Here is a 15328-nt window from a genome sequence, read left to right as displayed (position 1 = left end):
AGGCGGATCCCGCCGAGGCCGTATCAGCCTGTGGATAACCTTTTGACCTGCACTTTTCTAGGAGCAAACGGTGCCCGCCGCCGGTACCTTCCCGTTCAGCAGATAGCCGTTCACCGCCGTGCGCACGCACTTGTTCCCGCTGTTGTACGCGCCGTGCCCCTGCCCTTTGTACGTCAGCTCGACACCCACCCCCTCACCCAGCGCCGCCGCCATCTTCCGCGCGCCCTCGTACGGCGTGGCCGGGTCGCCGGTGTTGCCGATGACGAGGATCGGTGCCGAGCCGGCCGCGCCGACGTCGGGGTGGTCGGCGGCGCCCGGCACGGGCCAGTCGGTGCAGCTGAGCATTCCCCAGGCCAGGAACTCACCGAACAGGGGCGAGGCGGCGCGGAACTCGGGCAGCCTCGCCTCGACATCGCCGACGGTGTAACGCGGTTTCTGGTCGGAGCAGTTGATGGAGATGTTCGCCGCGGTGAGGTTGCTGTACTCGCCGTCCGCGTTGCGTCCGTTCATCGAGTCGGACAGCAGCATCAGAACCCTGCCGTCACCGTCGTACGCCTGTTCAAGTCCCGCGGTGAGGTAGGGCCAGAAGTCCTTGGAGTACAGCGCCTGCACGATGCCGTTGGCCGCCGCGCTCTCGGTCAGTTCGCGCGGGAAGACACCCGGGATCGGCTTGGCGTCGAGGTCCTTGAGGAGCTTGGTGATCCGGTCCTTGACGTCCTGCGCGGTGTCACCGACAGGGCAGTCCTCGGCCTTCGACGTGCAGTCCTCGGCGAAGTTGTCGAGCGCGAGCTGGAATCCCTCGGCCTGTCCGAGCGAGCCCTGTTCGGGTGTCCGGGTCGGGTCGACGACCGCGTCGAAGACGGCACGCCCCACCTTCTTGGGGAACAAGTGTGCGTAGACGCCGCCGAGTTCGGTGCCGTACGAGATGCCGAAGTAGTGCAGTTTGTCGTCGCCGAGAACCTGGCGCATCAGGTCCAGGTCACGGGCCGCGTCGGTGGTTCGCACATGCGGGAGCACCTTCTTGGAGTGCTTCTCGCAGGCCGCGTTGAACTCCCGGGTGCTGTCCAGCAGTTCGGTGCGTTCGGCGGCATTGTCCGGCGTCGCGTCCTGCTGGAAGTACGCGTCGAGCTGTTCGCCGTCCTCGCACCGCACACCGGCGCTTCGGCCGACCCCGCGCGGGTCGAAGCTCACCAGGTCGTAGCGGGTGCGCAGGCTCGCGTACTCGGCGCCGAACGCGGGGAGCGTGGTGACTCCCGAGCCGCCGGGCCCGCCGAAGTTGAAGATCAGGGACCCGATGCGTCTGCTCGCGTCGCCGCTCGCCTTCGCCCGGATCAGTGCGAGCCCGATCGTGTCGCCCTTCGGCTCGCCCCAGTCCAGCGGCGCCTTCAAGGTGGCGCACTGCCAGGTGTCGCCGCCCGGCAGCGGGGACGGTGCCTCGCCGCCGCCCTCCGATTCGGCCGGTGCGGGACAGTCCTTCCAGTTCGGTTTCTGCGCCGACAGGTCCTTCTCCTCCTTCTCCGCGGAGCCGGATTCGTCACTGCACCCTGCCACCAGCAACGACAGCAGGAGGGCGGTGACGGTCAGGGCGGCGGCACGCGGCCGGAAGGGGTTGGGCATGCCCCCCATCCTGCGGTCGCATCCGGCAGGACGCTCGGGGCGCGAGCCGTACGAGGTACCGCGCAGGTCCCGAAGAGCACCGCACATGGCCGCTCGCTCTAGAGGGCGCCCTTCCGTGTCAGGTGGTTGAAGAACAACCAGCCCGGCAGTACCGGAATCCACAGGGTCAGCAGCCGGTAGAGCAGCACCGCCGGGGCGGCGACCTCTTTGGGGAGACCGACAGCGATCAGACCGACCGTCAGGGTCGCCTCGACCGCGCCCACACCACCGGGGGTCGGCGCCGCGGACCCCAGCGCGTTGCCGGCGAGGAAGACGACGGCGACGCTGGCGAGGCTGAGGGAGGTCGTCTCGTCGCCGAACGCGCGGATCGACGCGTCCAGGCACATCACGAAGCAGGCGGTCAGCAGCAGCATGCCGCCGATGCCGGTGATCAGCTTCTGGGGCCGTTGGAGAACGTCCAGCATGCGCGGTACGACACCGGCGAACAGCGACCGCACGCGCGTGACGATGAATTTCCGCAGGAACGGCACTGAGGTCACCACGAGGACGAGCACCGCGACGGTCAGCAGGCCCGCGATGACCGTCCGGGACGGCGACAGCGACGGCGTCTTCTCGGTGCCCGTCAGATAGCCGAACGACAGCAGCATCAGGATGTGGCAGCCGAGCCCGAACAGCTGTGACGCACCGACACTGGCCACCGCGAGCCCCGGCCGCACGCCCGAGCGCTGAAGGAAGCGCGTGTTCAGGGCGACACCACCCACCGCCGCGGGCGCCACGATCTTCACGAACGACCCGGCGACCTGCGCGGCCACGGTCCGCATGAACGGCACCCGCTCCGGCACGAAGCCGAGCAGACTCATCGCCGCGGCGAAGTAGCTCAGCGCCGAGAACATGACGGCCGCGATGACCCAGCCCCACTCGGCGTTGTCGAACAGGGTGCCGAACTCGATATGGGTGAGCTGGGAGAGCAGGAAGTACGCGCCGAACGCGCCGGCGATGAAACTGATCAGCGTCCGCGGTCTCACCCGCTCCAGGCGGGCTGGTTCGACCGGTGCCTGCGGTCTGATCAGCAGCACCTGATGCCGGATCTGGGTGAGCAGATCCTCCTCGCGGGCCCCCTCCAGGGCCTCGTCGATGGCCCGCTTCTCGGCCCGCTGCTCCGCCCGTACGGCCTTCTTGTCGGGCTTTTCCAGTACGACGGGCCCGGCGTCGGAGTGGGCTGCCTCCAGGCGGGCCTGCTTGGCCTGCTGGGACGCCTCAAGGACCGCCTCGCGCTGGCGCTGGGAGCGCTCGCGGGCGAGTTTGCGCAGCGTCGCGCGCGTGGAGCGCGACAGAGCGATCGGCTGGAGCATCGGCAGACAGTCCGCCACGGCATCGGGGCCGAGCACCCCGACCGCGGAGGCCACCGCGCGTTCGGCGCCGACGCGCAGGCCGAGTGTCGACACGAGCTGGGCGATGTCCATACGCAGCAGCAGGTCGCCGGCCGCGATCTCGCCGACCCGGAGGTCGGTGAGGATCACCTTGCCGGAACGATCCACCAGAATGGCCTCACCGGTGAGCCTGCGATGCGCGATGCGCCGCGACTGCAGCGCCTTCACCTGGTCCCAGGTGTTGCGCAGCAGCTCGTCGGTGATGTCCTCGTCCTCCAGTGAGTCGAGCGTGCGGCCCCCGGTGTGCTCGTAGACGAGCATCACGGCGTCCGGGCCGAGTTCTGAAGTCGCGATCAGCTTGGGCGCGTTGGCCCCGGCGGCGATCGCCGCGTACGCGAGGAGTGCCTCCTGCTCCAGGGCCTGACGCAGCGACTGGAGGCTGCTGCGGGTGGCCAGTCCGCGCAGCGTGATGTTGCGCCACATGCGGTAGAAGAAGTGCTGCGCCTGCTGCTCGCGGTCGACCACGGTGACGTCCAGCGGTGGGCCGTCCTCCAGGGTGACGAAGTAGCGCCGTCCGCGGTCGCCGCTGTCCGTCGCCTCCGGCACCTCCTCGCGGGCCGCGCTCACGGGGCGGAAACCGACGTGCCGCAGACCCGCCATCAGGTTGCGCCCGGTGGGACGCACGTTCGGGGAGCCGACCGCGTACAGCGTTCCGTACGCCACCGACCAGCCGATCAGCACCGTCAGGATGATCGAGAACGGTGTCGTGTAGCCGGTGACCAGCATCGAGAAGGCGTCGAGCAGCAGCACCACCCACAGCACGGCACGCCAGCGCGGCCGACGGGACATACCGACGGCCGTCATGTACGCGATGACCGGCGCGAGATAGCCGTGCACCGGGTCGGTGAGGGCCTGGATGTCGCCGGGGGAGGGCTGGGTCAGCGCCTCCCGGACGGAGCCCGGGGCGGCCTTGGCGACCCACAGGTCGGTGGCGAGGGTCACCCCGTGTGCGAGGACCGCCGCGAGGACACCGTCGGCGATCCGCAGCCCGTCCCGCTTGATCAGCCGCTCGATCGCGAAGGCGACCGGCACCAGGAGGATCGCGATGCTCGACGCCAGACCCGCGATCTTGATCAGCAGATCGGGTGCCTGGCCGGTGCCCTTGTTGATGTCCTGTTCGAGCCCCGAGGTGGTGCCGTGCGCGAACGCGGCGATCGCGAGCAGCACGACGACCGCGACGACGCCCGCCAGGAGCCGCATGAGATCGGAGGGGCGGTGCACGCGCGCGGGGAGCAGTGGTTCGTCGCCCTCGACCTCCTCGGCATGGGCGTCGTCGTCCGCACAGTCGACGGCCTGCTCGGCCGGCGTCCGCTCGCGCGCGTGGCCGGTGCCGTCGGTGTCGGGGCGCGGCGAGACCTCAGAGGTGCCTTCCGCCCCTTCGGGGTGCACGCCCTGCTGCTTCATGGTCTCTTCTTGGTCTCGTATCACCGGTCACCGCCCGCACGATGGTGGCATGCCCCACTGACACACAGGGGCATCAGGGTGCGATGCGGGGGCGCACAGTCTGCCCCAAGCGCCGCTCCGGGGCGAGGGATACCCACGGTCGCCGCCTCGTCACATTGTCGGTGGGGTGGGGCAGGATGGGGCGGATGAGCGACGAGAGCCTTCCGGCGGGTGCCCTGCCGGAGTACGCCGAGCGGGTCCTGGAGGCCGCGGAACTGATCCCGCCCGGGCGTGTCCTGACGTACGGCGATGTCGCCGAGTGGCTGGAGGAGGGTGGGCCCCGCCAGGTCGGCCGGGTGATGGCCCTCTACGGAGGAGCTGTTCCGTGGTGGCGGGTCGTCCGCGCGGACGGCGTCCTTCTCCCGGGCCACGAACTGGAGGCCCTCGGCCACTACCGCGCGGAGGGCACACCCCTGAAGGAGGCGAGCAGGGCCGCCGAGGGGCATCTGCCACGCCTCGACATGAGACGGGCGCGATGGGACGGCGGCGAGCGGGCGGAGGGTCACACCTGACAGCTTCCGCCATCGGGCGGGCATCCGGGGGACCTGTGGCCCGTACGGGGTAAAGCGGGCACGTCCGTGCCATGGCGTACGTTCGTGGAGCGAGGGGCCCGGGTGACGTACGGGTCGGGAGGGAACAACCGGAAGTGCCGCTTCCGAGCGGCCCGTCGGCGTAGCGTCGGCTCCACGTACCCCCCTCACCTCCCAGCCACCGTCCACGCGTGACGGCCATCCCACCCGTCACCCGACCACCACCCTGCAAAGACGGCGCCTCGCGCCGGCACCGATAGATGGCACACCCACCAGGACCGGCGAACCACGTGAGCTCCTCTTTCTCCACCAGGCGCCTGTCGCACCCCCAGGTGCGACAGGGGAACCGTGGCGCTTACCGACTGGTGCGTACCGCGCCCACCCGGCAGGATCCCCCTCATCTGGACGCCGCACAGCGCGCGGTGGTTGACCACACGACCGGACCTCTGCTCGTTCTCGCAGGTCCGGGCACCGGAAAGACCACCACGCTCGTCGAGTCCGTGGCGGCCCGGATCGCCCGTGGCGGGGACCCCGAGCGGATCCTCGTACTGACGTTCAGCCGCAAGGCGGCCGTCGAACTGCGCGACCGGATGGCACTGCGCATGGGAGCAGCCCGCGCTCCCCGCGCGACCACCTTCCACTCCTTCTGCTACGCCCTGGTCCGCGCCCACCAGGACAGCGATCTGTTCGCGGAGCCCCTGCGGTTGCTCTCCGGCCCGGAACAGGACGTGGCCGTACGCGGACTGCTCGCCGGACAGCCCGACCTGGAGCGGCTCGGCCTCGCCCATGTGCGCTGGCCGGACGAGCTGCGCGCCTGCCTCACCACCCGCGGCTTCGCCGACGAGGTCCGCGCGGTCCTCGCCCGCAGCCGTGAACTGGGCCTCGGCCCGGACGCCCTCGACGCCTTCGCCCGGCGCATCGGCCGCCCCGACTGGCGCGCCGCCGCCGCCTTCCTCGCCGAGTACCTCGACGTACTCGACATGCAAGGAGTCCTCGACTACGCGGAACTCGTGCACCGCGCGGTACTCCTCGCGGACCGCCCCGACACCGCCGGGCAACTCGCCGCCCGCTACGACGCGGTCTACGTGGACGAGTACCAGGACACCGACCCGGCCCAGGTGCGGCTGCTGCACGCGCTCGCCGGAGGCGGTCGGACACTCGTCGCCCTCGGCGACCCCGACCAGTCGATCTACGCGTTCCGGGGCGCCGACGTGAACGGCATCCTGGACTTCCCGGCGGCCTTCCCGCGCGCGGACGGCCGCCCCGCCCCCGTCGAAGTCCTGCGGACATCCCGCCGTTCGGCCGGCACCCTGCTGACCGCCAGCCGCCTCCTTACCCAGCGCATGCCCCTGTCCCGCCTCCCGGCCGAGAAGGTACGCGCGCACCGGGACCTCACCCCGGTCCGCGGCGGAGGCCGCGTCGAGGTCTGTACGTACCCGACGTCCGGTACGGAGCTCGACAACATCGCCGACATCCTCCGCAGAGCGCACCTGGAGGACGGTGTCCCCTGGGGCGAGATGGCCGTCCTGGTGCGGGCCGGCGGCCGTACGATCCCGACGGTCCGGCGCGCCCTCACAGCCGCCGGGGTCCCCCTGGACATCGACGGCGACGACGTGCCGCTGCGCCACGAACCAGCGGTGGCACCGCTCCTGACGGCGCTCAGAGCCGTGGCGACGGCGGAGGCGTCCCGTGCGGTCGAGGAACCAGGCATCGAGGCAGCAGGGGATGCCGCAGGCGAGGACGCCGACGTCGCCCTGTCGGGAGACACCGCCTGGCTCGGCACAGAGACCGCCCTGACCCTGCTCACCTCCCCTCTCGCCGGCATGGACGCCGCCGACCTGCGCCGCCTCGGACGTGCCCTGCGCGAGGAGGAGCGGGCCGCCGGCAACCCCGTACCGCCGCCCTCGGACGACCTCCTCGCCCGTGCGCTGGCCGAACCGGAACGCCTCATCGCCCACGACCCGACGTACGCGCGCGGCGCTCAGCGACTGGGCGCGCTGCTCAGGAAGGCCCGTGAGCGCCTCGCGGGCGGCGGCACGGCCGAAGAGGCCCTCTGGGAGCTGTGGGCCGGTACACCGTGGCCGGGACGGCTGGAACGGGCCGCGCGGCGCGGCGGTGCGGCCGGACGCAACGCCGACCGCGACCTCGACGCCGTCTGCGCACTGTTCGCGACCGCCGCGCGCGCCGAGGAGCGCACCGGCGGCCGGGGCACCCTCAACTTCCTGGAGGAGATCGACGCCGAGGACATCGCCGCCGACACCCTCACCCGGCGCGCGGTACGCCCCGAGGCCGTGCGTCTGATGACCGCGCACCGCTCCAAGGGCCTCCAATGGCGTCTCGTGGTCGTCGCCGGCGTCCAGGAGGGACTGTGGCCCGACCTGCGCCGCCGCGGGTCCCTCCTGGAGGCCGACCGCATCGGCCGCGACGGCCTCGCCGAACCGCTCACGCCGGGAGCGCTGCTCGCTGAGGAACGCCGGCTGTTCTACGTGGCCGCCACGCGCGCGCGTGAGCGCCTGGTCGTGACCGCGGTGAAGGCCCCCGCCGACGACGGCGACCAGCCCTCCCGCTTCCTCACCGAACTCGGCGTCGAGGCGAAGGACGTGACGGGCCGCCCGCGCCGCCCGCTCTCCGTGGCCGCGCTCGTCGCCGAACTGCGCGCCACCACAGTCGATCCGCGGGTCTCTGCCTCCCTCCGGGAGGCCGCCGCCCGCCGTCTGGCCCGGCTCGCCGCGCTCACCGACGAGGACAGCCGCCCGCTCGTGCCGTCCGCGCACCCCTACCGCTGGTGGGGCATGTACGAGCCGACCGAGAGCAAGGTCCCGCTGCGCGACCGCGACCAGCCGGTCGTGCTCTCCGGCAGCGCCCTCGACCAGCTCGCCAACACCTGCGCCCTGCAGTGGTTCCTGGGCCGCGAGGTGAAGGCCGACGCCCCCGCGACCGCCGCGCAGGGCTTCGGCAACGTGGTGCACGTCCTCGCCGACGAGGTCGCCTCCGGGCACACCCCCGCCGACCTCGCCGTCCTCATGGAGCGCCTCGACTCCGTGTGGAACGCGCTCGCCTTCGACGCGCCCTGGAAGTCGGCACAGGAGAAGGAGCACGCGCGTGTGGCGCTCGAACGCTTCCTCACCTGGCATGTCGACTCCGGCGGCGCCCGCACCGGCCGTACACCCGTGGCCAGCGAGCACGACTTCGACGTGACCCTCGGTGCCGGCGCATACGAAGTACGCATCCGGGGCTCCATGGACCGTGTCGAGACCGACGGCGAGGGCCGCGCGTACGTGGTCGACTTCAAGACCGGCAAACAGGTACCCACCGCCGCCGAGGTGGCCCGCCACCCCCAGCTCGCCGTCTACCAGCTCGCCGTCCGCGAAGGCGCCGTCGACGACGCCTTCGACGGGGTCCGTCCCGAACCGGGCGGCGCCGAACTCGTCCAGCTGCGTCAGGGCGCCGCCAAACGGGACGGCGGCGAGACCCTGCCCAAGGTCCAGGCCCAGGCACCCCTTGAGGGGACGACAGGGGAAGGGGCGGAGGGGGACTGGATCGGCGATCTGCTGGCCACCGCCGCCGGCAAGGTGCTCGACGAACGCTTCACCCCGACCGCCGGCCAGCACTGCACGCACTGCGCGTTTCGGGCGTCGTGCAGCGCCCGCCCGGAAGGCCGGCACGTGGTCGAGTGACACCGGCCGAGCACGTACGAGGGTGACGACCGTACGGGAGTGATGTACGGCACCACCCGTGCCGACCTGCGCTTCTGCCGACCCGGACGGCGATCCGGCACCCACTGTCAGTGTCCGCCGCTAGCCTCTCTGACGTGCCAGCCAGTATCAGCCACCCCGAGCAGCTCAAGGAGCTCCTCGGCATCCCGTTCACCCCGGAGCAGACGGACTGCATCACCGCACCGCCCGCGCCGCAGGTCATCGTGGCCGGAGCCGGGTCGGGCAAGACCACGGTGATGGCGGCACGCGTGGTGTGGCTGGTCGGCACCGGCCAGGTCGCCCCCGAACAGGTGCTCGGGCTCACCTTCACCAACAAGGCCGCCGGTGAACTCGCCGAGCGCGTCCGCAAGGCGCTCATCAAGGCGGGCGTCACCGACCCGGACGTCATCGACCCCGACAACCCGCCCGGCGAACCGGTCATCTCCACCTACCACGCCTTCGCCGGCCGCCTCCTGACCGACCACGGGCTGCGCATCGGCCTCGAACCCACCGCCCGTCTCCTCGCCGATGCCACCCGCTTCCAGCTCGCCGCGCGGGTACTGCGCGAAGCCCCCGGCCCCTACCCGGCGCTCACCCGCTCCTTCCCGGACCTCGTCAGCGACCTGCTGACCCTCGACTCCGAACTCGCCGAACACCTCGTCCGACCCGAGGAACTGCGCGCGTACGACGCCGAACTGCTGCACGCGCTGGAGGGCGCCAAACTCACCAACGCGGACCTGCGCAAGGTCCCCGAGACGGCCGCCGCCCGCCGCGAACTCACCGAGCTGGTGACCCGCTACCGGGCCGCCAAGCGCGAGCGCGACCTCCTCGACTTCGGCGACCAGATCGCCCTCTCCGCGACGCTCGCCCGGATCCCCGAAGTGGGCCGCGTCCTGCGCGACGAGTTCCGCGTGGTCCTCCTCGACGAGTACCAGGACACGTCGGTGGCCCAGCGCGTCCTCCTGGCAGGCCTGTTCGGCGGTGGCACCGGCCACCCGGTGACCGCGGTCGGCGACCCCTGCCAGGCGATCTACGGCTGGCGCGGCGCCTCCGTCGCCAACCTCGACGACTTCCCCGAGCACTTCGCCCGCGCCGACGGCGGCTTCGCCGCGCGCCAGTCGCTCAGTGAGAACCGCCGCAGCGGAGGCCGCCTCCTCGACCTCGCCAACGGCCTCGCGGAGCCCCTGCGCGCCATGCACGCGGGCGTGGAGGCCCTCCGCCCCGCACCCGGCGCCGAGCGCGACGGCCAGGTGCGATGCGCGCTGCTGCCCACCCACGCCGAGGAGATCGACTGGCTCGCCGACTCCATCGCCCACCTCGTGCACACCGGAAAGGCCCCCGGCGAGATCGCCGTCCTGTGCCGCACGGCAACCGACTTCGCCGAGATCCAGGGTGCGCTCGTCGCCCGGGACATCCCCGTCGAGGTCGTCGGCCTCTCCGGGCTGCTGCACCTGCCCGAGGTCGCCGACCTGGTGGCCGTCTGCGAGGTTCTCCAGGACCCCGGGGCCAACGCCTCCCTGGTCCGGCTGCTGACCGGCCCGCGCTGGCGCATCGGCCCGCGCGACCTCGCCCTCCTGGGACGCCGGGCCCGGTATCTCGTGTCCCACGCGCGCGTGGGCGACGCCGACGACCCGGACCGCCGACTCGCCGAAGCAGTCGAGGGGGTCGACCCCTCCGAGGTGATATCGCTCGCGGATGCCCTCGACACTTTCCTGGAGACACCTCTGCGAGGCGAGGGCGACGACGACGGGCTGCCCTTCTCGCCGGACGCGCGCGTGCGCTTCGCCCGGCTCGCCGCCGAACTGCGCGACCTGCGCCGCTCCCTCGCCGACCCGCTGATGGACGTACTGCACCGCGTGCTCGCCGTCACCGGTCTGGAGGTGGAACTGTCGGCGTCCCCGCACGCCCTGGCCGCCCGCCGCCGCGAGACCCTCTCCAACTTCCTGGACATCGCCGCCTCGTTCGCGGCGAACGAGAGCGAGGCCAGACTGCTCGCCTTCCTCGGCTTCCTGCGCACGGCCGCGCAGTACGAGAAGGGCCTCGACAACGCCCTGCCCGGGGGCGAGAACACCGTCAAGGTGCTCACCGCACACAGGTCCAAGGGCCTGGAATGGGACGTCGTGGCGGTCCCCGGCCTGGTCACCGGCACCTTTCCCAGCGACCGGGGCCGCGAGAAGTGGACCTCACAGGCCAAGGTCCTGCCACACGAACTGCGCGGCGACACCGCCACGCTGCCCGACATCGAGGCCTGGGACTCCCGGGGCATGAAGGCCTTCCACGAGGCGATGAAGGACCACCAGCACACCGAGGAACTCCGCCTCGGCTATGTCACCTTCACCCGCCCCCGCTCCCTCCTGCTCGGCTCCGGCCACTGGTGGGGTCCCTCCCAGAAGAAGCCCCGAGGTCCCTCCGACTTCCTCCGGGCCCTGTACGACCACTGCGCGGCCGGACACGGAGAGACCGAGGCCTGGGCGGACGAACCCGCCGAGGACGAGGAGAACCCGGTCCTGCACGCGACGGCCACCGACCAGCTGTGGCCGCTGCCCCTGGACGACGCCGCGTTCGTCCGCCGCCGGGCCGCCGCGGAGACGGTCCTCGCCCACCTGGAGACGCTCGCCTCCCACGAGGACGGTCACCCCGCGGCCACCCACGACCCGAACGCGTACGACGACCCCGACTGGCCCCCGCCGCCGGACGACGAGAATCCGTACGAGGACGACGAACCTCTTGGTGCCCGCCCTCATGAAGAAGACGGCGCTTTCCCACCGGAGGACGACGCCGACTGGGACGCGTGGACCACGGACCGCCCGGAAGCCGCCTCACAGGCACCACCCCACCCCGGACACGACCACCACCGCCCGCCCGCCGTGCCCCACGCCCGCAGGCACCCCGCCGAAGCGGATCTCACGCCCGAGGAGGCCCGCGCCGTCGCCTCCTGGGACCGTGACCTCGACGCGCTCACCGGGGAACTGCTGCGCGCGCGGGAGAGCGTCACCGACGTACTCCTGCCCCCGTCGCTGACGGCGTCCCAGGTGATGCTCCTGGCCGCCGACCCGGACGCCTTCGCGCAGGAACTGGCCCGTCCCATGCCACGCCCCCCGCAGCCCGCAGCCCGCCGGGGCACCCGTTTCCACGCCTGGGTCGAAGCGCGCTTCGAGGAACTTCGGCTGCCCATGCTGGAGCCCGAGGAACTGCCCGGCAGCGACACCGAGATCGCCGACGAACGCGACCTGGAGATGCTCAAGGACGCCTTCGAACACACCGCGTACGCACACCGCACGCCCTACCGGGTCGAGGCCCCCTTCCAGCTTGCGATCGCCGGACGCGTCGTACGAGGCCGGATCGACGCCGTCTACAAGGAAGGCGACGGAGAGGAAGCGACGTACGAGATCGTCGACTGGAAGACCCATCGCGCCCCCACCGCCGACCCGCTTCAGCTCGCCCTGTACCGCCTGGCCTGGGCTGAACAGCAGGGCGTGCCCCTGGAGGCTGTCGGGGCCGCCTTCCTGTATGTGCGCAGTGGGCAGACCGTACGACCGGAGGATCTCCCGGACCGGTCGGCGCTGGAGCGGCTGCTCCTGGACGACCCGGGTGCGTTCGAAGTACCGGACGAGGATGTCAGTGCGGGCCGATAGGCTCTTGACCATGAGCCATCCCGTTGACAGTGACGTCAGCGCCGTCCGTACGTACATCGAGCAGCACCGCGACGTCTTCCTTGACGACCTCGCCGAGTGGCTGCGCATCCCGTCCGTGTCGGCCCAGCCCGACCGCGCCGCCGATGTACGCCGCAGCGCCGACTGGCTCGCCGCCAAACTCAGGGAAACCGGCTTCCCGACCGTCGAGGTCTGGGCGACACCGGGCGCGCCGGCGGTCTTCGCCGAGTGGCCCGCCGACGACCCCGCAGCCCCCACGGTCCTCGTCTACGGCCACCACGACGTGCAGCCCGCGGCCCGCGAGGACGGCTGGGACAGCGACCCCTTCGAACCGGTCGTCCGGGGAAACCGCCTCCACGCGCGCGGGGCTGCCGACGACAAGGGCCAGGTGTTCTTCCACACACTCGGCGTCCGCGCCCACCTCACCACCACCGGCCGCACCGCACCCGCCGTGCACCTGAAGATGCTCGTCGAGGGCGAGGAGGAGTCGGGCTCAGTCCACTTCCGTTCCCTCGTCGAAGAGCACGCCGACCGGCTCGCCGCCGACGCCGTGATCGTCTCCGACACCGGCATGTGGGCCGAGGACACCCCCACGGTGTGCACCGGCATGCGCGGCCTCGCCGAGTGCGAGATCCAGCTGTACGGACCCGATCAGGACATCCACTCCGGCTCCTTCGGCGGCGCCGTGCCCAACCCGGCGACCACCGTCGCCCGTCTGGTCGCCGCGCTCCACGACGAGCACGCGCGCGTGACGATCCCCGGGTTCTACGACGGCGTCGCCGAACTCACCGAACGCGAGCGCCAACTCCTTGCCGAGCTCCCCTTCGACGAGGAGCAGTGGCTGCGCACCGCCAAGTCGTACGCCGCCCACGGCGAAGCCGGACACACCACCCTGGAGCGCGTCTGGACGCGCCCCACCGCCGAGGTCAACGGCATCGGCGGCGGTTACCAGGGCCCCGGCAGCAAGACCATCGTCCCGGCCTCGGCCATGGTGAAACTCTCCTTCCGACTGGTCGCCGGCCAGGACCCCGACCACATCGAGAAGATCGTCCGCGACTGGACCGCGGCCCGGATTCCCGCCGGGATCCGCTACGAGATCACGTTCGCGGCGGCCACCCGCCCGTGCCTGACCCCGCTGGACCACCCCGCCCTGCAATCCGTCGTACGCGCTATGAGCCGCGCCTTCGAAAAGCCCGTCCGCTACACGCGCGAGGGCGGCAGCGGCCCGGCGGCCGACCTTCAGGACGTCCTCGGTGCCCCCGTGCTCTTCCTGGGCATCTCCGTCCCCTCCGACGGCTGGCACGCCCCCAACGAGAAAGTGGAACTCGACCTGCTCCTCAAAGGCGTCGAGACCACCGCCTACCTCTGGGGCGACCTGGCAGGGAACTGGCACCATGCGGCCTGACGACTTCCCGCGGTCCGGACCGGCAGCCGTCCCGGGGCACACTGGAAGCGCCGCTCCGCAGACCGGCCCGCACGCCCGAAAACCGCAGCCCTCCACACATCCCCGCCCACGTCCCTCTGAATCGCCCGCCGAAATATCCGTTCCACCGGGGGAGTTGGAAGCACCTGTGACCACCTGGACCGACCACACCGCCGACCGTCCCATCTCACTCACCGCCCCGAGCGGCATCGACCGGGCAGCGCACCACCGGCTCGACGAGGCCTGGCTCGCCGCAGCGTGGAGCCACCCCACGACCCGCTGTTTCGTGGTCTCCGGCGGCCAGGTCCTCATCGACGAGACGCCCGAAGGGCGTACCGAACTCGTCATGACCCCTTCCTTCGAAGCCCCCCTCACCGAGGCACACCGCTACTTCCTGGGCAGCGACGACGACGGCACCAGCTACTTCGCCCTCCAGAAGGACGCCCTGCCCGGCCGCATGGACCAGTCCGCGCGCGCCGCGGGCCTGCGCGAGGCCGGGCTGCTCCTCTCGCCTCGCGACGCGGGCCTGATGGTGCACGCCGTCGCCCTGGAGAACTGGCAGCGCCTGCACCGCTTCTGCTCCCGCTGCGGCGAGCGCACGGTCATCGCCGCCGCCGGCCACATCCGCCGCTGCCAGGCCTGTGGCGCCGAGCACTACCCGCGCACCGACCCGGCCGTGATCATGGCCGTCACCGACGAGGAGGACCGCATCCTCCTCGGCCGCCAGGTCCACTGGCCCGAGGGCCGCTTCTCGACGCTCGCCGGCTTCGTCGAGCCCGGCGAGTCCATCGAACAGTCGGTGCGCCGCGAGGTCTTCGAGGAGGCCGGCATCAACGTCGGTCAGGTCGAGTACGTCGCCAGCCAGCCCTGGCCGTTCCCGTCCAGCCTCATGCTCGGCTTCATGGCCCGCGCCGTCTCCACCGACATCGAGGTCGACGGTGACGAGATCCACGAGGCCCGCTGGTTCTCCCGCGAGGAACTGCGCGCGGGCTTCGAATCCGGCGAGGTCCTCCCGCCGTACGGCATCTCGATCGCGGCCCGCCTGATCGAACTCTGGTACGGCAAGCCGCTGCCGAAGCCGGGCAGCGCGCTCTGACGTACGCGAAGACCCCCGCACGGCCGTCGTGCCGGTCGGGGGTCGAGGATGCGTGGGTCAGGCGCCGAGGGCCTGCTTCACCTGCGCGAGGCTCGGATTGGTCATCACGACCTCCGGGCCGTTGTTGGAGGGGATCACCAGAACTGTCGGAACCGTCTGGTTGCCGCCGTTCGCCTTCTCCACGAAGGCCGCGGAGTCCGGGTCGTGCTCGATGTTGATCTCGTTGTACGCGATGCCTTCGCGGTCCATCTGGCTCTTCAGCCGCGTGCAGTAGCCGCACCACGTGGTGCTGTACATCGTCACAGTGCCCGGCATGTCTCTCGCGCTCCTCAGCAGTTCGGGGACGGGTGCTCGCGGTGATGGAACGTACGTGACCCGGCCGCCATTCCCGCAGGGGGTATCCCCGGCTCCCGAGGCGGGACGACGCCTGCCGCATTAGTA

8 protein-coding genes are annotated in these 15328 nt (G+C 71.5%); 5 read left to right on the top strand and 3 right to left on the bottom strand.

What is annotated here, in order from left to right; all coding sequences use genetic code 11:
- Nucleotides 1-57 precede the first annotated feature (57 nt).
- Both ACH4TV_RS09515 and ACH4TV_RS09510 read right to left on the bottom strand, forming a co-directional pair.
- A complete protein-coding gene (locus ACH4TV_RS09515) occupies nt 58-1617 on the bottom strand; it encodes an alpha/beta hydrolase (protein WP_398395964.1) in 1560 nt (519 codons plus the stop codon).
- A 98-nt stretch (nt 1618-1715) separates the two neighbouring features.
- Nucleotides 1716-4451: a lysylphosphatidylglycerol synthase domain-containing protein gene (locus ACH4TV_RS09510; protein WP_398395962.1), complete on the bottom strand. Its 2736-nt coding sequence runs from the start codon at nt 4449-4451 to the stop codon at nt 1716-1718.
- 185 nt (nt 4452-4636) lie between these two features.
- Between ACH4TV_RS09510 and ACH4TV_RS09505 the strand changes: the two genes are divergently transcribed.
- From ACH4TV_RS09505 to nudC, 5 genes are all read left to right on the top strand, one after another.
- Nucleotides 4637-5002, top strand: coding sequence for an MGMT family protein (locus ACH4TV_RS09505; protein WP_398395960.1), 366 nt, complete (start codon nt 4637-4639; stop codon nt 5000-5002).
- A gap of 308 nt (nt 5003-5310) precedes the next feature.
- Nucleotides 5311-8697, top strand: coding sequence for an ATP-dependent helicase (locus ACH4TV_RS09500; RefSeq protein WP_398395958.1), 3387 nt, complete (start codon nt 5311-5313; stop codon nt 8695-8697).
- Nucleotides 8698-8831: 134 nt separating this feature from the next.
- Entirely contained in the window at nt 8832-12350 is a 3519-nt protein-coding gene (locus ACH4TV_RS09495) for a UvrD-helicase domain-containing protein (protein WP_398395956.1), read from the top strand.
- 10 nt (nt 12351-12360) lie between these two features.
- Complete coding sequence (locus ACH4TV_RS09490) at nt 12361-13773, top strand: dipeptidase (RefSeq protein WP_398395954.1); 1413 nt, start codon at nt 12361-12363, stop codon at nt 13771-13773.
- A 166-nt stretch (nt 13774-13939) separates the two neighbouring features.
- Entirely contained in the window at nt 13940-14887 is a 948-nt protein-coding gene (nudC, locus tag ACH4TV_RS09485; RefSeq protein WP_398395952.1) for an NAD(+) diphosphatase, read from the top strand.
- Between the two features lie 57 nt (nt 14888-14944).
- Here nudC and ACH4TV_RS09480 read toward each other — a convergent pair whose 3' ends face one another.
- Nucleotides 14945-15202 (bottom strand): glutaredoxin family protein, encoded by a 258-nt coding sequence (locus ACH4TV_RS09480; protein ID WP_398395950.1) that lies wholly within the window; start codon nt 15200-15202, stop codon nt 14945-14947.
- Nucleotides 15203-15328 lie beyond the last annotated feature (126 nt).

The sequence above is a fragment of the Streptomyces sp. NPDC020898 genome, from assembly GCF_044333925.1.
Classification (GTDB): Bacteria; Actinomycetota; Actinomycetes; order Streptomycetales; family Streptomycetaceae; genus Streptomyces.
This window is presented reverse-complemented; position numbering and strand designations above follow the sequence as displayed.

What these genes read in the sequence shown, in the direction of transcription:
- ACH4TV_RS09480 (WP_398395950.1), bottom strand. Translation starts at nt 15,202, where the DNA reads ATGCCGGGCACTGTGACGATGTACAGCACCACGTGGTGCGGCTACTGC.
- ACH4TV_RS09505 (WP_398395960.1), top strand. Translation starts at nt 4,637, where the DNA reads ATGAGCGACGAGAGCCTTCCGGCGGGTGCCCTGCCGGAGTACGCCGAG.
- ACH4TV_RS09515 (WP_398395964.1), bottom strand. Translation starts at nt 1,617, where the DNA reads ATGCCCAACCCCTTCCGGCCGCGTGCCGCCGCCCTGACCGTCACCGCC.
- ACH4TV_RS09510 (WP_398395962.1), bottom strand. Translation starts at nt 4,451, where the DNA reads ATGAAGCAGCAGGGCGTGCACCCCGAAGGGGCGGAAGGCACCTCTGAG.
- ACH4TV_RS09490 (WP_398395954.1), top strand. Translation starts at nt 12,361, where the DNA reads ATGAGCCATCCCGTTGACAGTGACGTCAGCGCCGTCCGTACGTACATC.